Consider the following 19,717-nt stretch of genomic DNA (forward strand, 5'->3'; position numbering starts at 1 on the left):
AAGTTGAAAAGTCATTTACACAAAAATATTGACAGTACCTGTATTTTTTGTTCACCTTTTTCAAATATATGTTATTATCAACATAAGAATACACTAGTTACGTCATTTGGAGGAACATATGAAACGTATCTTTTTTTATACCATTTTAATTATCATTTTTCTGATAGCGGTTGCATATTCCTTATATTCTTATAGACAGGCTCAAATTTATGATCAGAAAATGCAAGAAGTTATTTCAGAGGAGACCCCTTTGCCAAAGTACCATTTTGCGTTAATTGGAGAGGAAATGGATCATGATTATTGGCGTTTAGTGGGGGCAGGGGCAAAAAAAGCTGCGTTAGAGAATGATGTTTTTGTTGAATATGAAGGACCAAAACGTTCGAATCCAGAAGAACAATTAAAACTATTAGATATGGCAATCCAAGCTAAAGTTGATGGCATTATTGTGCAAGCGCTTAACGAAAATTTTACACCACTGATTAATAAGGCTGTTAAGGCAGGAATCCCAGTTATTACGATTGATACAGATGCACCAGAAAGCTTACGCAATGCTTATATTGGGACAGATAATTATTTAGCTGGTCAACTAGCAGGGCAAGCATTAGTAAACGATACTGGGGGAAAAGCAACAATTGGCATCATTACCGGTGGGGTGGATAATGCCTATAATCAGCATCAATTAAGAGTACAAGGATTTAAAGATGCAATAGCTAAGGAAGATGGAATGAAGGTTATTGCGATAGATGAATCAAATCTAACAAGAGTACAAGCAGAAGAGAAGGCTTACAAGATGCTGAAAGAACATGAGGACATTACTGCATTTTATGGAACAAGTTCATTAGATGGAATCGGTATAGTTGCTGCAGCAAGATCATTAAATAAGCAAGATGACTTGTATGTTATCTCATTTGATACATTAGATGAGAATATAGAGTTGTTAAATAAAGGGGATATAAATGCCATTGTGGCCCAGCAACCTTTTGTAATGGGAGAGAAAAGTATTGAAATAATGTTAAATCTCCTAAACCAGAAGTCTATCTCGGTTGTAAATCATACGGATGCAGCAATCATTTATAAAAAAGATATAGAAGCAGTGGTAGAGAAAAAGGTGAATGTTCATGATTAAAATTCGTTCGAAGCTACTGATTTATTTTGGTGTCATTTTACTTTTGCTGTTGCTTTTATTTTGGATTCGAGAACATAGCAATCAACAAGTAAAGAAGTTATATGATGAGAATATGGAATATTTTTTCTTGTTAAATGAAATCACAAAGGAAACGAATCAGACATATCAATCACTGCAAATTTATGTTCATGAACCATTGGAGGAAAATTTAGATTTATACGATGTTGAAAAAAATAAGTTTAATGAGCTACAGCAACAGTTCATTGCGATTGAAAAAGAAGGAATTCCTAAGAAGAACCTAGTAAATATGATGGACAATTTCCGAGAGCAAACGGAGAAAACAGTAAAGGGAATGGAAAACCAAGATATCCAACAATATTCTAGTTCCTTAAAGGAAGTAGAAAAGACATCGAGCTATATTCATGAGAAAGCACTTGATTTAATTGATGTAAAGCTAACAGAATATCAAGAAGTTTCGTATCTCTTAGATAAAAAAATTGTTCACACGAAAAATATGGGAACTACAATTCTATTTTCTATTATTCTATTGAGTATTTTATTTGCATTATGGTTTTCTAATGGAATAACGAGAACCATTGGCCGTCTGACAAGAGAAGCAGAGGAAATTTCAGCAGGGAGATACGATCGTGCAGATATTGTTGTATCTCAAAAGGATGAGCTTTGGTTTCTAACGAAAACTTTTAATGAAATGAAAAAAAACATTTTAGAGTCGGTTAGTCAAATGGAAGAAAAAGCAAAGTTAGCTCAATTACTGAAGGAGATGGAATTAAAGAGTCTGCAAAATCAAATTAATCCTCATTTCCTTTTTAATACACTGAATACTATTTCGAAAACCGCTTATATTGAAGGGGCAGAGCGAACATGTGAATTAATCTCTTCCGTTTCAACTTTACTTCGTTATAATATTGGCAGTCTGGATCGCCAAACGATATTAAAGGATGAAGTGGTAATTGTGAGGGAATACTTTTTTATCCAAAAAACACGTTTTGGCCAAAGAGTGGAATTTAAGGAAGAGATCGACCCAGCTTGTTTATCGATACCGATTCCATGTCTTACCTTGCAGCCAATAATAGAAAATGCATTTATACATGGAATTGAAAGTATGGCAAAAGGGGCTATTATTACTGTATCAATCTATGAAAAAAATCAAAAAATATGGATAGAAGTAACGGACAATGGAGTAGGGATGGCTCAGGAGACAATCGACCAATTAATGGACTTGAGGGAGGATAGAGAAAAATCTACAACGAATAAAGGCTCTGGCCATTCTACTGGAATAGGGATGAGTAATGTGATTAAAAGGATTAAATTATTCGATAAAAATAGTCAGGTAAAGATTCGTTCAACTCTGGGCGAAGGTACATCAGTGATCATTAGCTTGAATAAAGATAGGAAGGGGGCTTATTCGTGATAAAAATAATGCTAGTAGACGATGAACCGATTGAAAGAGAAGGACTGAAGCTCATGCTTAGCCGAAATCGCTCTAATTTTGAAGTCATTGCAGAAGCGGAAAATGGGAAAGAAGCAGTTGAGCTTGCTATTTCCCAAAAGCCAGATTTAGTATTTATGGATATTAAGATGCCAGAATTTGATGGGATTGAAGCGATAAGACAGATACATGCCTCCCATCCAACTATTAAGTATGTAATGGTTTCTGCTTTTGATACATTTGATTATGCACGGGAAGCAATGAAATTTGGTATTAAAGAATATTTACTTAAGCCGAGTAAGGTTTCGGAAGTTTTAGAGGCTTTTGACGGAATGGCCGAAGAGATTGAACAGGAAAAGCAAGAGGTCATGAAAAAGCAGGAAATGAATCATCGCCTGGAGAGAGTAAGCTCGGTTATTGAAATGGAATTTATTGTATCTTTTATTATGGACTATGTATATGAATTTAACCAAGAAGAGTGGGATGAATGGCTAGATCTTGAACAGAAGCAAGGCTTTGTCGCCGTTTTTTCCTTTGCATCAGAGAACCAGCATCCAAGTAGAGAAGTGAAAAGCCGGTGGTATCGAATACTAAAACAAGCGTTACAGGAACAAAACCTACAATGTTTGGTTGGGCCATTAACGGGGTTCCAAGTTCCGATATTAACATTAATTAATCAAAATGAGAAACCAAATGGTGAAATAAGAGATGACTTTGCACGAAAGATAATTCATGATGTGCAGAATCAACTTGAACAGTGCCATATATATGCAGGTGTGGGGACGCTTGTCTCAAATGTGCAACAGTTTTCTGATTCCTATAAAGAGGCAATCTATGCATTAGAGCTCGTGCATAGCCATCCAAGTGCAGCCTATATGACTTATAATAATCGAGTGAAACAAAAACGAAAAGAGCTAATTCCTTTTGAGGTGGAAAAAGAATTACTGGATGCGGTTAAGAAAGGGGAAGTTCAAAAAGGATTGCAAATGTTCGAAACCTATTTTCAAACTATTCAGCAGGCATCTGATTTTCAACTAAGCATGATTCATAAAGCAATCGAGAATTTCTTTATCATCTTAATTCGTTCAATGAAGGAGCTAGGGTTTGAAGAAGAAATTGAAACGAGTTTAGGAAAATTTGATAACTCCATGCAAATAAAAGAGGCAGCGAAAGCACACTTATTGCTCGTTATAAAGCATCTTGGAGAGTGGCGATCAAATGGGATACGCGCATTATTGTTGCAAGCAAAAGACTATATGGATAAAAATTTTTATAAAGCTATTTCGCTTGAAGAAGTCGCCGATCATATTGGAATAAGCTCCTATTATTTAAGTAAATTATTTAAAGAACGATTCCAGGTAACATTTATTGACTATTTAACGAAAACACGTTTAGAAAAGGCGAAAGAGCATTTATTAGATCCCAATGTGCCATTGAAGGAAATTGCGTTAAACATAGGTTATAAAGATCCCAACTATTTTAGTAGAGTATTTAAAAAAGAGACGGGAATGAGCCCGAGTGAATATAGACTAAAATATCAGCAGTAAAAACAGCGATCATTGGTCGCTGTTTTTTTAGTGCTGAGCATTGCTAAACAATCCTTAATAAAACAAAGAGAAGTAAGGATTTTACAAGAAAGTCTAGATGATAACAAAAAAGTGAAGGTGAAATCGCTATCAAGAATACGCTTTCATGATAATTTAATAGTATGAAATGAATGAATGAATGAAGTGCTTTATTAAATAGAAATGAAAACGGAATCATCTTAGTATTGTTAGGTTAGGAGGTTAGTAGACTAAAAAATACTATGAATACTAAAAAAGTGATTATTATTAGCTGAAATGAAAAGGCTATCAGTAATCATAAGAGGGGAGGAAAGAAGGAGATTAAGTCTCTTTCAAACATATGGTAAATAAAAATAGTTATTTTTATATTGTACTAATCACGTTGGTTGCGACACTTGGAGGCTTGTTATTTGGTTATGATACAGCAGTAATTTCTGGAGCAGAAGGATCCCTTCAAGCCTATTTTTCAGATGGATTAGGTCTTAGTTCCCTTGTACATGGAATTACCGTTTCAAGTGCTTTAATAGGTTGTATTATTGGTGGGTTTATATCTGGTTACTTCGCTACAAATTTCGGACGCAAATATTCCCTTATTATTGCAGCGGTACTATTTTTAATTTCAGCTCTTGGATCTGCGTTTCCAGAATTTTTGTTTTTCACACAAGGAGAACCAAGCTATGCTCTACTCATTACTTTTAACATCTATCGAATTATTGGGGGAATTGGTGTCGGCTTAGCTTCAGCAATCTCACCTATGTATATCGGGGAAATGGCACCTCCAAAAATTAGAGGTACATTGGTTTCTTTAAACCAATTTGCGATTATCTTTGGAATGCTTGTCGTTTATTTTGTAAACTGGGGTATTGCAAGTGGGCAAACGTTGGAATGGTTAAATGACATTGGTTGGCGCTATATGTTCCTATCTGAAGCAATACCTGCAATCCTATTCTTGGTGTTATTATTCACGGTTCCAGAAACACCACGTTATCTTGTGTCGAAGAATCAGGATGAAAAGGCAATGACTGTTTTGTCCAGAATATATGAAAAAACAATGGCCAAAGCGACTATGTTTGAAATTAAGGCATCCTTTAATGAAAACAATAAATCAAAAGCAAAGCTGTTTACTTTCGGCAAAAAAATTGTAGTTGTTGGAATATTATTATCAGTCTTTCAGCAATTCGTTGGAATCAATGTAGCTCTTTATTATGCCCCACGTATTTTTGAAAGCATGGGTGCGGCAAGAGATGCTTCCATGTTCCAAACGATTATTATGGGCTTAGTCAATGTTGTGTTTACTCTTATCGCCATCTTTACGGTTGATAAATTTGGACGTAAGCCACTATTAATTATTGGTTCTGTTGGAATGACAATTGGTATGTTTGGAGTAGCTGCTATGGCTTTCTCAAACAAAATTGGCATTGCGACCTTGATATTCATTATTATTTATACTGCATCCTTTATGATGTCATGGGGACCAGTAGTGTGGGTGCTAATCTCAGAAATCTTCCCGAATAGAGTTAGAGCACAAGCTGTTGCAATTGCGGTAGCAGCACAATGGGCAGCAAACTACTTTATTTCTTCCACATACCCAGCGATGATGGAGGTAAGTGGTGGCTTAACCTATTCCTTCTATGGAATTATGAGTCTATTATCAGCACTATTTATTTGGAAGTTTGTACCTGAAACAAAAGGTAGATCATTAGAAGAACTGGAGAAAATTCTTGTTAATTCGCAGAAAAAGGATGAAGATGTAGCGTAAGTATTGATGGGAAAAGCAGGGGGGATAGTCCTCTGCTTTTCTTTTAATTTTTGGAGAAGTTGATGGTTTTGGCTGAAAAGGGAGTGTTTTGGCTGATAAAAAACAAATTTGGCTGAAAAGGGAGTGGTTATGGCTGATAAAAAACAAATTTGGCTGAAAAGGGAGTGGTTATGGCTGATAAAAAACAAATTTGGCTAAAAAGGGAGTGGCTTTGGCTGATAAAAAACAAATTTGACTGAAAAGGGAGTGGTTATGGCATAAAAAACAAATTTGGCTGAAAAGCGAGTGAGTTTGGCTGAAAAAAACAAATTTAGGCTGAAAAGGGAGTGAGTTTGGCTGAAAAAAACAAATTTAGGCTGAAAAGGGAGTGAGTTTGGCTGAAAAAAACAAATTTAGGCTGAAAAGGGAGTGGTTATGGCTGAAAAAATCAAATTTCAGCTTAAAATAAGTAGGTTTAACAGAATAAATTAATATATACATACTTGTTTTACAAAAATTTTGAATAATAAATGAAAAATACCTCTTCTATACGATTGTATCCAATATTGAGTGTATGCTAAGATTAAATGGAATTTTGTAATGAACGGAGGTTTTCCTTTTGACAGCATCAATGAGATTAAGATTCCCAATTTTCAACGTTAATTAAATACGTGGATGTTCTTCTTATAAGAAGAAATGGGATTCGTCTGTCTATTTATTGGAAACCTGAATATATGGTTAATAATAAGAGGGAAGAATACCATATCTTCGCTCTTTTCTCTACGCCTTAGTAAAGATAGGTAGACTTATTCTAACTAATCAAAATGAATGTGAGGTTTATGAATGAGTACAGTTAATCATAAAGAAAATTGGTATCGGAATATCGTGTTATTTCTTAGTAGCCAGACGATATCTTTGTTTGGATCGTCACTCGTCCAATATGCGATAATGTGGTATATAACGCTAACAACAGAATCTGGTTTAATGATGACAATCTATATTTTATGTGGGTTTCTTCCAACCTTTATTTTATCGCCAATAGCTGGTGTATGGGCAGATCGCTATAACCGGAAACGGCTAATTATGTTATCAGATGGGCTTATTGCTTTTGCTACGTTGGTGTTGGCCATTCTCTTTTTAATAGGATATGATCCAATTTGGCTGCTCTTTGTGATGGCAGCAGTTCGAGCATTTGGAACAGGGATTCAAACACCATCTGTTGGGGCAATATTGCCCCAAATTGTTCCAAAAGATAAGCTGACAAAGGTAAATGGTGTTAATGGGAGCATTCAAGCTATTATTATGTTCATTTCACCGATGGTAAGTGCTGCATTATTAACATTTGCATCTATTGAAACAATCTTTTTCATTGATGTTGTTACAGCAGTGCTTGCGATCATTACCTTGCTTGCCTTTTTAAAGATTCCAGCACATAAAAGGGCAACGGAAACCCAATCGACTAGTTATTTTAGTGATTTTAAAGAAGGACTGAAGTATGTAAATAATCATGCTTTTTTGAAAAAATTCTTTTTCTTTTTTGCGATTTTTTTCGTGCTTATGGCGCCGGCAGCATTCTTGACTCCTTTGCAGGTTACTCGTAGTTTTGGAGAGGATGTCTGGCGATTAACTGCAATAGAAATTGCCTTTTCCATTGGAATGATGATAGGGGGAGGCGTCATTGCATCATGGGGCGGCTTTGAAAATAAAATAAAAACAATGACACTTGCAAGCTGCATGATGGGAGTTTGTACGTTTGCACTTGGGATTATTCCTATGTTTTGGATCTATTTAGTTTTCATGGCCATATTTGGTTTGGCTATGCCAATCTTTAATACGCCAACCACTGTTTTATTGCAGGAAAAAATAGAAGAAGGATTTTTAGGAAGAGTCTTCGGTGTAATGGGAATGATTTCTACTTCTATGATGCCCATTGGAATGCTAATATTCGGTCCAATTGCTGATTTCATGGAAATCGAATGGTTATTAATAGGAACGGGAGTGTTTATCATTATCTTGTCCATTTTCTTAGGAAGAGACAAAGTACTTATGGAGGCAGGAAGGTCTGCTCTTCCGGAATCGCTTCAGAATTAATGGGAATAAAATAAAATTTGAATCCACGAAAAATGATTTAGACTTAGCTAGCGCTTGTTGCATTAGCTAAGTCTTTTTTGCTTTTGTATAACCCAATATAAAGCAATTTTGAAAAAGTTCTTTTTCACAAGGAATGAAATTCACTATTGTTTCTTGTATAATGAATAAATGTATAGGGAACGGTAAAAAATCAGGAAACGTTTAATTGATTTTTAAGCGTCAACGAGGGATAGGAATGAAGAAAAAAAGAAAATCAGCAACGAACACCATTATTATTTTAATAATGGTTATATATTTTGGCTATTTATTTACTAGTAGTACGATTAAACAAAATAATGAACAAAGATTATTGAAGTACTTACCGGATATTTCAAATGAGCTAGAATCAAATGAGTTAAATGCAGAGGAGCTAGCACCAATATTACTTGCAATAATGGATCAAGAAAGTCATGGAAAAGGAAATGATCCGATGCAATCCTCTGAATCAGCAGGCCTGAAAAGAAATGCAATTGAAGACCCTTCAGAAAGTATAAAACAAGGAGTTTTTCATTTTGCTGAAATGTACAAGTATGGCGAGAAAAAAGGGGTCGATCTTGAGGCAATTATCCAGAGCTATAATATGGGACCAGGTTATATTGACTTTATTGTCAGTAACAATCTAGTCGAACATAGTGAGGAATCGGCAAAAAACTATTCGGAATATATGGTGGAACGATCACCAACACTTTATACATGTAATAACGACAAGTTCAATTTTAGATACCCATATTGCTATGGGGACTTTACTTATGCAGAAAAAGTCACAGCTAGGGTAGAAGAAATGAGCAGTATGATTGAAGAATATGCTCGAGAATTATAGGAGGAATATAGAAATGAAGCTTTACAAATCGGTACTTGAATTAATAGGCAATACCCCAATTGTTCAATTAAATAAAATCCCTGAAAAAATTGGGGCGGAAGTGTATATAAAGCTAGAATCTTTTAATCCTGGTGGCAGTGTGAAAGACCGTGCCGCTTTAAATATGATTGAAAATGCAGAAAAAGAAGGCAAGCTTATTCCAGGTAAAAGTACCATTATTGAACCAACATCAGGAAACACAGGGATAGGAATAGCAATGGTAGCTGCAGTGAAAGGATACCGTTGCATTATTACGATGCCAGATAATGCAACAAAAGAGCGAGTGCAGATTTTAAAAGCATATGGGGCAGAGGTTCATTTAACACCGGGAAGCAGACGCATGCAAGGAGCGATTGATGAAGCGAATCGTTTAGCAAGTGATATTGCTGATAGCTTCATTCCAATGCAATTTGAAAATCCGGCCAATGCTGATGCCCATCGTGGAACGACAGCTGTGGAAATTAATGAAGCTTTTGATGGAAAGTTAGATGCACTGGTATTGACTGCTGGCACAGGTGGAACGGTTACAGGAGTCGGCGAAGAATTAAAGAAAATGATTCCTGGTATAAAAATATATGTAGTAGAGCCATTCGGTTCTCCAGTTTTATCAGGTGGAAAACCAGGTCCTCATAAAATTCCAGGAACGGGCCCTGGATTCATTCCTAAGATTCTAAATCGTGATATTTTTGATGAAATATTACTAATTAAAGATCCCGATGCGGAAGTAATGGCAAGACGACTTGCAGCAGAAGAAGGCATTTTTGTAGGTGCATCAGGTGCTTCAAGTGCGCATTTTGCTGTGCAAATCGCAAAAGAACTTCCTCCGACAGCTAAAGTGCTTTGCATAGCACCAGATACGGGGGAACGTTATTTATCATCAGATTTGTTTGTTTAAGCGATATTTAAGTGGGTAGTCCTTGTTGGGCTGCCTTTTATTTTTAGAAAAAGGGAATTTGTGATATTGGAGTTAGGCTGAATATGTATGAATCGTTGAATTATCCATCTACTAAGTCCTAAAAGAATAAGCTCCCGTTTAAAACGGAAGCACTCCAATATAGTAGCCAATAATAGTAAAAAGCAGGCACCAAAGGAAGGAACCGATAGAGGCAAAAAGGATATATTTTGATAGATTCATGCCAGATACACCTGAAAAGTAGGAGGTCAATCTTCTAACGCCGGGTATGAAATTAGCAATGATAATTGTCCATGGACCATATTTATCAAACCATTTTTCCACTCTTTCTAATTTTGCAGGAGTAAGCTTTATCCATTTTCCGTGTGTAAGCAGGAATGGTTTGCCTATTTTTCTTCCTAAAGTGTAATTAATAATCATGGCGCTTAGAGCACCAATAAAGCAAATAATATCTGCAAGAAGAAAATTCATCACGGAAATAGAAGTAAGATAACCTACAAAGGTTAATAATGCTTCATCTGGTATAGGAATACCAAGACCACTTAATGCAAAAAGAGCGAATATGGCAATGTACCCATAGTGGGAAATGAAAGGTATAGATGCACTCATTTATTTACTCCGTTCTTTTTCTGTAAACATTCACTCAGGCAAAGCCTCAAGAGTACGCCTTTCTTATCATACAGGGAAAAGAATAAAATTGGGAGGGCTTTTACTTGAAAAATGTTGGAAAGGTTTGGAGCTAAGACGTTATTTCAGAATAGAGACATTCGGTTCTACATACAATCTTCTTTTTCTTTGGCTGTTTTCGTAAAGTTTGTTGCGATTACCCGCAGCCGGAATACACTTCGCTTTCCGTGGGGCTAAGCTTAAGCCTCCTCAGCTTCGCCTCCGGGGTCTCAGACTGTCTCGCTAATCCCACAGGAGTCTTCTGTATTCCGGCTGCTAATTGTTTCCTATTAATTCTTTTTTCCTATTGAAAAAACAACAATTCTTTAGAAAACAGCCTTTTCTTTTCAAAATTACACCTTCACATATTTGAAAAAGTAACCATTATTTACTTTAATGAGCATATCATAAATATGTTGGCACTATCGTTGAAATTACTCCCGTATGATTTGACTTTACACGTTATTTGGATTACTTTAATCACAAATAGAAAATTGTCTGAGGGAAAATGAAAGATTCTAGAAAAGAAAATAAGGAGGTTTTTTGAAAGATGAGAACAACAATTGAAAAAGCACTTTCCTTAGGTTTAGGTTTAGCGATTGCTGGTAAAGAACAAGTAGAGAAAACAGTAGAAGAGTTAGTGAAAAAAGGAGAAGTAAGCAAAAATGAGTCAAAGGATTTAATCAATCACTTGATTCAAAAGGGAGAGGAAATGAAAGGCCAGCTGGAAACAGTTGCAAAAGAAAAGGTTAATGCTGCATATGCAGAAATGAAGTTAGCCACTTTAGATGATGTGAAGAAATTAGAAAAAAGAATAGAGGCATTAGAAAGAAAAAATCTCGACGAATAAAGTGGGTTTGTAAATGGGTGTAAGTAAACGTATTAGACAGATGAAAAGATATCGGAAAATCACGTCTATTCTCGCTCGAAACGGAATAGGCTTCTTTTCTAATAAAATGGGACTGGAGGAGAAGTTTTTTTTTCATAAAGAACATCCTCCTAAAAGTACGGGACGTCGCATCCGCTTAGTTCTAGAAGAACTTGGAACAACATTTATTAAGCTTGGACAAATTGCCAGCACACGTCCTGACTTAATTCCTCCAGAAATCATTAATGAGCTAAAAGATTTGCAAGATCAAGTACCTCCGTTTACATATGGAGAGGCAGTACGGATTTTGGAAGAAGAATTAGGTGATTCTGTAGATCACCTGTTCAAGCATTTTTCTGAGGATCCTCTAGCCGCAGCGTCCATTGGTCAAGTGCATAAAGCTATCCTTAAGGATGGGACAAATGTTGCTGTAAAGATACAACGTCCTAATATTCATGCAATCATCGAAACTGATTTAGAAATAATAGCTGATTTAGCAAGAATAGCTGAAAATACATGGGCATGGGCGAAGCAATATGGCCTTCGTGAAATAGTCGATGAACTAGCAAAAGGGCTGCTTATTGAACTTAATTATAGTATAGAAGCACGAAATATGGATCGTTTTTTCGAGCAGAATAAATCGTTGGGCTATGTTGTCATTCCCTCTGTCTATTGGGATTATTCCACAAAGAAAGTATTGACGATGGATTATATAGAGGGAATAAAGTTATCTGATCACAATCGCTTAGATGAAGCAGGAATCGATCGTGAATTACTTGCAGAAAGGTTAGCATACACGATATTCTACCAGATTTTAGAAGTCGGTCATTTCCATGCAGATCCTCATCCTGGAAATGTTCTTGCACTCCAGGATGGGAGAATCGTTTTATTAGATTTTGGAATGGTAGGACAACTTTCATCTTATACGAAAAAGAATTTTGCCTCTTTTGTGGTCGCTCTTCGCAATAAAAGCACGAAAGGAATCATCCGCGCTATTTCTGATTTAGGAATGATTCCTGAGAATGTGGATATAAAAAAATTAACGGCGGATGTAGAGGAAATGCGCGATAAATATTATGATATTCCCTTGCAAGATGTAAGCGTTGGGGAAGCAATTAATGATTTATTTTTCATTGCATTCCGTCACAATATCCGAATCCCATCGGAGTTAACGCTTTTAGGTAAGTCATTGATGACAATGGAGGGAGTAGTCGTTGCACTAGATCCTACTTTTAGCGTATTTGATGTGGCTGAACCTTTTGGTAAGAAGCTTTTCTTAGATAAACTTAAGCCTTGGAAAATAATTAAAAGCATTGCGGAAGAGATACCAGAATATTTTGCTTCTCTTAAAGATATTCCGTTAACTGCTAAACAGTTTATGGGAATTCTACGAAAAGGAAAAGTAGAAGTAGAATTTACATCACCACAATTGGAATTATTAATAAAAAAGATGGATCGATTTAGCAACCAGATAGCTTTTAGTATTGTTTTACTTGCTCTAAGTATTGTTATGGTTGGTTTAATTATTGGTGTTGCTCTTAGTGGGGTACAAACAATTCTCTGGAAATTTCCGATTATTGAAATCGGCTTTTCGATTGCGATGCTAATGGTTGCCTGGCTTATTTATTCGATTTTTCGTTCTGGCAGGTTTTAGCTATGAGAACCTTCCCATTTATACTAAATTAAAAAGTGCCAAAGACTCTTTAAAGAGTTTTTGACACTTTTTGTATGGATGAAAGGAAGTATTTCTCTACCTAAACGGATGCCATACGTTTTTCTTAATAGTTATCCTTTTTCATGGCGATAAATAAGAAGATAACTACCTCCACCAAGTATTAATAATAAGGATCCAAACAGTAAGAAGGAATAATTAGTTGTTGCTGTATCAGGTAGTTGGTTTCCTGTTGCTGTAACCTCTAAAGAATCATCTGTAGCGTCATTCCCTTGGGAATCTTCAAGGGAATTTATGGCATCGTCTGCAACATTTTCATTATTCTTACCTGGTCCGACTTCCGAATTTCCCTCATCTTCATCTATTGACTCAGCTGGCACTTCTTCCATATCATTCTCGTCAGGTGTATCTTCTGGTGTTTCATCTTCAGCTACTTGTTTCTCTTTTACAGTAATACTTGCTTCGATTCGATTTTTGGTATCTTTTGTTTCTACTAGTATAGAAGCTGATCCTTCCGCAATTCCAGTTACTAATCCTTCTTCATTTACGGTAGCGACATCTGTATTAGAGCTAGTCCAAATTAGTTCTATACTATCCGTAGTATTCTCTGGGAGAATGGATGCTTCTAACTGGAAGGTCTGTCCAACTTCTATGCTGATAGTTGTTTGATTCAGTTCAATCGACTCGATTGGAAACAAAGGATCAACTTGGTATTCATTAACAGCAACCGTACCACTCACTTCATTCCCAACTAATACCAGTGGTTTCTTAGTGGGACTGTCTTCTACCGGAATAAAGGCAAGGCCTTCTGGACCAACGTCACTACTGATAGCATTTGAAAAATCTCTTGTATTAATATAATTAGTGAATGTTGCATTTGATGGATTTGTAATATTGTACGTCATGACACCACTAATACGTTCTAAGCCAATAAATGCATAAAGATCGTTGCCAATCGTTCCTACTTTTACATCTTCTGGTTCAGGGCCTTTTTTGGCACTTCTTTTTTCAAATACATCATCATCGTTTGACCAGTTGAAATAGTCTGGATATCGCTCTGCTGTAATCTTTTCGAATTCACTTCCACTATCAAATACTAGTTCCATTGTGTCAGCATTCCAAATCGAGAAAGAACGTCCACCTAGAGTATAGATTGCATCGTTTCCGCGGTCTGTCAGTACTTCTAATTTGTCATAATCACCAGAGTTTTTCATCTGTTCAAATGCTGCTTCTGCCTCTTCTTTAGTAAATCCTTTAAATAGAGAAGAATCTAGTTGGATTGAATCTTTGACCTTTTTGAAATCTTCTATGTTAACAAATTCTTCCCATTCTGTTGCATCGCCTTCATTTGCTGTCAATAAATAAGTAGTGCCATCCTTTTCAACTACCTCAATCGAATCTGGCATATACACGCCTAATATTGGTAAGGATTCGATTTCAATTTTATCGTTTCTTGCTGCATCCAAACCATTTTCCGGTAATGAATGATCTTTGAATCCTAATGACTTTACAGAAAGAACTTTGCCTGTTTCTACATTAATTCTTGCAATGGCATTATTTTCTTGGAGAGATATGAATGCTGTTTTGCCATCCGTAGAAAGTCCGATATATTCAGGCTCTAAATCTCGAACTGCATCAGCTAGAGTACCATTGTTCCGGATATGTACATCCGAATCTATTACTGTAGTATCATCAAATAGAATGGTATTTGCTTGTTTCTTTTCATAATTAATAATTGTAACAGAGCCTTTTGGATCAACACCATTTTCTAAGCCTAATCTTGGTTCTCCTTCATTTGCAGATAGAATATACTTGCCGTCTTTTGATATAACGACATTATCAGGCTGAATACCAGCTTCAAATGTATGTAGGATATTCCCCTCATAATCCATGATAACGATACGTCCATTTTTGGAATAATTTTCATCTTGAACTGCTGCTGCGACAATTTGTTTCTCCGTATTAATGTCAATGCTAGTTAAATCCCCATATTGAAAGCTATCACTGTTAAGTAGTTCTGCTATATTAATAGATTTCTCTTTGGACAAATGTTGAAGTGTATTGGATTCTAAAGATGATAAATCTACAATATCAATTGTTTGTTGCTTTCCATTAATAACATAGAATTTATGAATATCTGGGTTGTACTTTACAATTTCCGCTACACCACCATCTTTATCTGATAATCCAGTACTGTAAGAGGCAATTTTACTAACATTGATTGAATCTGAAAAGGTTGCAGCGCTTACAGAAGATGGGGCGGCGATATAGTTAGATAAACCAAGTAAGCATGTAACTGATAAAGCACTAATCATTTTTGTGAATGTATTCTTCATTTTCTCCTCCTCATAAATTGTAGATATTTGTAGTACATACTTTGTATAGTAAAGGGTAATTTTTGGATGGTGATGTCAGAATTGTAATTTTATTGTTTAGAATAGGTAAAGATAATAAGGATTATCCGGAAATATTTGGATGTTTGCTGTGTGCGTTCAGATTGGTATAGGTAAACAATAAAAAAAACAGGAGGAGTGTGCAAATGAAAGCTGTCACTTTTCAAGGAACAAAGGATGTTCAAGTTAAACAAGTGGAAGATGCAAAGCTCCAAAAGAAAGACGATATTGTTGTGCGAATTACCTCAACAGCTATTTGTGGTTCAGATTTACATATATATAAAGGAGCTTTACCAACTGAAAAAGACTATGTAATCGGACATGAGCCAATGGGGATTGTAGAAGAGGTAGGTCCAGAAGTAACAAGAGTTAAAAAAGGAGATCGGGTAGTGCTCCCATTTAATATTGCTTGTGGACATTGTTATTATTGTGAACATGATATGGAAAGCCAGTGTGATAATGCAAATCCTAATAAGGATATTGCCGATACAGGAGCCTATTTTGGTTTCACAGAGCGATATGGTGATTATCAAGGAGGACAAGCTGAATTATTACGTGTCCCATATGGAAATTTTGTGCCCTTTGTTATCCCAGAGTCCTGTGAATTAGAGGATGAAGCCCTGCTATTTATGTCTGATGTGCTTCCAACTGCTTATTGGAGTGTTGAAAATGCGGGGGTAAAGGATGGCGATACAGTTGTTGTATTGGGCTGTGGTCCTGTGGGGTTAATGACCCAAAAATTTGCTTGGATGAAAGGGGCAAAGCGAGTTATTGCCGTTGATAATATTCCTTACCGCCTAAACCATGCCAAAAAAATGAATCAAGTAGAAATTGTTAATTTCGATAATCATGAGGATACAGGTAACTATATCAAGGAATTGTCTTCTGGAGGTGCAGATGTAGTAATAGATTGTGTAGGGATGGACGGAAAGAAAACGCCAATGGAAGCAATCGGGCAAAAATTAAAACTTCAAGGAGGAACACTCAGCGCTATTGAAATTGGTATGAATGCAGTGCGCAAATTCGGAACGATGCAATTAACAGGAGTTTATGGCTCGAAATATAATATGTTTCCATTAGGAACTATTTTTGAGCGCAACATTACAGTTAAAACTGGACAAGCGCCAGTTATTCATTATATGCCAATGTTATTTGATTGGATTACGAATGGGAAAATCGATCCAACGGAAATCATTACACATCGCATTTCTTTAGATGATGCAAGTAATGCCTACCAGATGTTTAATGATCATGAGGATAAAGTGATTAAGGTTATCCTTAAACCATAATTGTGAAAAAGCCATCGAACGAGTTCGGTGGTTTTCACATGTTTAGTCTGCAGCTAAATATATGGCAATTTATCGACGATTTGTCTCTATCCATATGTTTCTACTATAAAAACCTTTATAATATACATGTATATTAGCTGATAGAGAGGGAAGTTTTCGATGAGAAAATACTCTAAGATGATAAAACCCTTTGATATTATAATGGTCGTTATCCTCCTAGTCATTTCATTTGTCCCAATGGCCGTATTTGCGATGAATCAAAGTAAGGAAGAAGAAGGAAATAAAGTCATCGCCATTATTACACAGGACGGCAAAGTCATTCGTGAAGTAGACTTAACTGGACATACGGAAAATGAGCAATTCATGATTAAAGGAAAAGGCAAACAATATAATCTAATTGAAGTGGAGAACGAGCAAATTAGAATTAAAGAAGATAATAGTCCAGACCAGATTGGAGTAAAGATGGGGTGGAAAGGCATACCTGGCCAAACCATTATTTGCTTGCCACATAAAGTGTTAATAGAAATTGTCGCAGAAAAACCAGAAGCGATGGAAGAGGATGGACTAATCTTATCTCATTGATTTTTAACATATTTTCAATCGTATTGTTTTCACTAAAAGAGCATGGAAATTATTTGAAATAAATAATTTCCATGCTCTTTATCCTTTTTCCATTTCCTTTACCTTATCTAAAATAGTAATCGTATCAATTAAATGATTGTTAAAGATTTTTTTTGCAACAGATAGAAGTTCAATGATTGCTGGGTCTCTTAGAGAATAAATGACTCGGTTTCCTTCTTTGTTCCCAATAACAATATTTTTAGTACGGAGGATACTTAATTGCTGTGACACAGCTGAACCTTCCAGCTCTAAAAGCTCGAGAATTTCATTCACACTTTTATCGCCTTGTGCCAAAATTTCTAATATTTTGATTCGTAAAGGATGGGCTAGTGCTTTAAAAAAATCTGCTTTAAATTGTTGAATATCTAGATTCAAATGCCTTCCTCCCTTTCTTCACTTACTTCCATGCTATCGCTGTTTTCTTTTTTATTTCCTGTTCTTGTTGATTGGAAAATGTTTCGCATTCATGAAAAGCAAAATGTTTACAGCCTTCACATTGCTGCTTATTAACAATGAGTAAGCTATAGTCAATCGCATCACCTGTATGCATAAAGAAATGCTTTTCTCCAATTTTTTCATATAAGCCGGTTTTCCGAAGGATGCTTTCTGGCTGAGGATTCATTCCACAGATTAAAACCTTGCCATGCTTGGAAAAGCTTTGAATAATATTGGCGAAATATGCCTCTCCAGTTAAATCCATGAATGGAACCTTCCCCATCCGCAAAATTAATATTTCAGGAGTGCGATGAATGGAGCGCAACAGGGTTTGTTCAAATGCTTGGGCAGCCCCAAAAAATAATGGTCCCTCTACATCGAAAATACTGATTTGCGGACAACCATGTGATCGTTTTTGATCGATTTTTTCTAATTTATTTGAATCACTAGGTAGTAGTTGAGATGTTTTCATTATATCACTCATCCGTTTAGTAAAGATAATGATAGCCAAAAACAAGCCGATTTCTACTGCTGTTGTTAAGTCAAAAAAGACGGTTAGCAGAAAAGTAACGCTTAAAACAAGGGAATCTCCGGTTTTTGTTTGGAGAATCATTCGAAATGATTTCTGTTCACTCATATTCCACGCTACTACCATTAATAAGGGAGCCATGCTTGCGAGCGGAATTCTGCCTGCAAAAGGTGCAAGAACTAATAAAATGATAAGGACTACAATCCCATGGATGATTCCAGAAAGAGGGGAAACCGCGCCGCTCTTTATATTTGTGGCAGTACGGGCAATTGCGCCAGTAGCTGGAATGCCTCCAAACAAAGGTGCAATCATATTAGCGATTCCTTGTCCGATTAATTCTTTATTACTATTATGCTTGTTGTTTGTCATACCATCTGCCACAACAGCAGATAACAGGGATTCAATGGCACCAAGAATGGCAATGACAAAAGCAGGTTGGATTAGTAATGTAACCCTGTCCCAAGTTATAGCAGGAAGGTGGAAGGATGGTAATGTATTTGGAATACCACCATATACCGAATCTATAGTCGCAATTTCACTAGGATAAAAAATAGTTGCAATAATGGTAGAAATAACTAATCCCATTAATGGTCCCGGAAGTTTTGGAAATATTTTTGGCGACAAAAGAAGGATCACAAGGCAAATAATAGCTGTAAGAATACTATAAGGAGTAACTGTATCGAAATGCTGGAATATTTCTCCCATATTAAGAAGAAAGGCTTCATGGTTTTCTATATCCTGCAGGCCTAAAAAATTAGGGATCTGGCCAGTGAAAATGATTACTGCGATTCCAGAGGTAAAGCCAATGGTGACAGATCTCGGAATATATTTAATAAGGGAACCAAACCTAAATACGCCAAATAAAACTAAAATAATGCCAGCTAAAAACCCGGCAATTAATAGATTTTCAAAACCATAACTGAGGACGATGCCAAGCACGATAGGGATAAAAGCACCAGTAGGACCGCCAATTTGAAACTTCGATCCTCCAAATAAAGAAATAAGAATTCCGGCGATTATGGTTGTATAAATTCCATATTCAGGATTTACACCAGATGCAATCGCAAAAGCCATCCCTAGAGGAATGGCAATAATACCAACAATGATGCCAGATGTAATATCTTTTCTAAAAGATGCAAACGAGTAATTTTCAAATCGATTATCATTCCAATTCCATTTCATAGTAGCCCTTCTTCTTTTGAATATTTATATATCTGATTATTTGAATATACTATTAGAATTTACGCCTTGTATGGGAAAAAGTCAAAGTGATTTTTGTGAACTTTTTTGTGTGTTTTATGAGGGGGGATTTTTTTAGGGATGGGTTTGGATCATAAATGCGATGGAGGCATTAAATTCAACTATATCACGTACTACTACTCATTAAAAATGTCCTAAATATAAAAATACATATGTACTAATACCATAATGAAGCTAAAAAACCGATACAACAATGGGATGCA

15 protein-coding genes are annotated in these 19,717 nt (G+C 36.0%); 11 read left to right on the top strand and 4 right to left on the bottom strand.

All coding sequences use genetic code 11. The annotated features are described in order from the left end of the window. Positions 1 to 118 precede the first annotated feature (118 nt). The 7 genes from ACWNMZ_RS06285 (at position 119) to cysK (ending at position 9,763) form a co-directional block, all read left to right on the top strand. Positions 119 to 1,126: a sugar-binding protein gene (locus tag ACWNMZ_RS06285; protein WP_031535814.1), complete on the top strand. Its 1,008-nt coding sequence runs from the start codon at positions 119 to 121 to the stop codon at positions 1,124 to 1,126. Continuing rightward, entirely contained in the window at positions 1,119 to 2,558 is a 1,440-nt protein-coding gene (locus tag ACWNMZ_RS06290) for a sensor histidine kinase (RefSeq protein WP_048717772.1), read from the top strand. Before ACWNMZ_RS06285 ends, ACWNMZ_RS06290 begins: the two co-directional genes overlap by 8 nt. After that, a complete protein-coding gene (locus tag ACWNMZ_RS06295; protein WP_251628431.1) occupies positions 2,555 to 4,123 on the top strand; it encodes a response regulator transcription factor in 1,569 nt (522 codons plus the stop codon). Before ACWNMZ_RS06290 ends, ACWNMZ_RS06295 begins: the two co-directional genes overlap by 4 nt. Before the next feature lie 358 nt (positions 4,124 to 4,481). Then, positions 4,482 to 5,900 (top strand): D-xylose transporter XylE, encoded by a 1,419-nt coding sequence (gene xylE / locus ACWNMZ_RS06300; protein ID WP_031535810.1) that lies wholly within the window; start codon positions 4,482 to 4,484, stop codon positions 5,898 to 5,900. 822 nt (positions 5,901 to 6,722) lie between these two features. After that, positions 6,723 to 7,970, top strand: coding sequence for an MFS transporter (locus ACWNMZ_RS06305; protein WP_031535807.1), 1,248 nt, complete (start codon positions 6,723 to 6,725; stop codon positions 7,968 to 7,970). Between the two features lie 235 nt (positions 7,971 to 8,205). Then, positions 8,206 to 8,829, top strand: coding sequence for a lysozyme family protein (locus ACWNMZ_RS06310; protein WP_031535805.1), 624 nt, complete (start codon positions 8,206 to 8,208; stop codon positions 8,827 to 8,829). A 13-nt stretch (positions 8,830 to 8,842) separates the two neighbouring features. Then, positions 8,843 to 9,763, top strand: coding sequence for a cysteine synthase A (gene cysK / locus ACWNMZ_RS06315; protein WP_031535803.1), 921 nt, complete (start codon positions 8,843 to 8,845; stop codon positions 9,761 to 9,763). Positions 9,764 to 9,901: 138 nt separating this feature from the next. Here the strand turns inward: cysK and ACWNMZ_RS06320 are convergent, their stop codons facing one another. Beyond that, a complete protein-coding gene (locus ACWNMZ_RS06320; RefSeq protein WP_031535801.1) occupies positions 9,902 to 10,390 on the bottom strand; it encodes a DedA family protein in 489 nt (162 codons plus the stop codon). Positions 10,391 to 10,997: 607 nt separating this feature from the next. Between ACWNMZ_RS06320 and ACWNMZ_RS06325 the strand changes: the two genes are divergently transcribed. Both ACWNMZ_RS06325 and ACWNMZ_RS06330 read left to right on the top strand, forming a co-directional pair. Then, on the top strand, positions 10,998 to 11,297 hold the full coding sequence (locus ACWNMZ_RS06325; protein WP_031535798.1) for a phasin family protein: 300 nt from the start codon (positions 10,998 to 11,000) through the stop codon (positions 11,295 to 11,297). Positions 11,298 to 11,310: 13 nt separating this feature from the next. Then, positions 11,311 to 12,969, top strand: coding sequence for an ABC1 kinase family protein (locus ACWNMZ_RS06330; RefSeq protein WP_031535796.1), 1,659 nt, complete (start codon positions 11,311 to 11,313; stop codon positions 12,967 to 12,969). A 131-nt stretch (positions 12,970 to 13,100) separates the two neighbouring features. Here ACWNMZ_RS06330 and ACWNMZ_RS06335 read toward each other — a convergent pair whose 3' ends face one another. Continuing rightward, positions 13,101 to 15,323, bottom strand: a complete 2,223-nt coding sequence (locus ACWNMZ_RS06335; RefSeq protein ID WP_035416053.1) for a choice-of-anchor I family protein — start codon at positions 15,321 to 15,323, stop codon at positions 13,101 to 13,103. A 203-nt stretch (positions 15,324 to 15,526) separates the two neighbouring features. Between ACWNMZ_RS06335 and ACWNMZ_RS06340 the strand changes: the two genes are divergently transcribed. Together ACWNMZ_RS06340 and ACWNMZ_RS06345 are read left to right on the top strand one after the other, a co-directional pair. Continuing rightward, entirely contained in the window at positions 15,527 to 16,669 is a 1,143-nt protein-coding gene (locus tag ACWNMZ_RS06340) for a zinc-dependent alcohol dehydrogenase (RefSeq protein ID WP_031535791.1), read from the top strand. Positions 16,670 to 16,828: 159 nt separating this feature from the next. Then, entirely contained in the window at positions 16,829 to 17,251 is a 423-nt protein-coding gene (locus tag ACWNMZ_RS06345) for a NusG domain II-containing protein (protein WP_031535789.1), read from the top strand. A gap of 78 nt (positions 17,252 to 17,329) precedes the next feature. Here the strand turns inward: ACWNMZ_RS06345 and ACWNMZ_RS06350 are convergent, their stop codons facing one another. Both ACWNMZ_RS06350 and ACWNMZ_RS06355 read right to left on the bottom strand, forming a co-directional pair. Next, the gene (locus ACWNMZ_RS06350) at positions 17,330 to 17,665 is read right to left on the bottom strand and encodes an ArsR/SmtB family transcription factor (protein ID WP_031535787.1); all 336 of its coding nucleotides are present in this window, start codon (positions 17,663 to 17,665) and stop codon (positions 17,330 to 17,332) included. 22 nt (positions 17,666 to 17,687) lie between these two features. Then, positions 17,688 to 19,436: a SulP family inorganic anion transporter gene (locus ACWNMZ_RS06355; RefSeq protein ID WP_031535786.1), complete on the bottom strand. Its 1,749-nt coding sequence runs from the start codon at positions 19,434 to 19,436 to the stop codon at positions 17,688 to 17,690. Positions 19,437 to 19,717 lie beyond the last annotated feature (281 nt).

The sequence above is a fragment of the Niallia sp. Marseille-Q9988 genome, assembly GCF_976954375.1.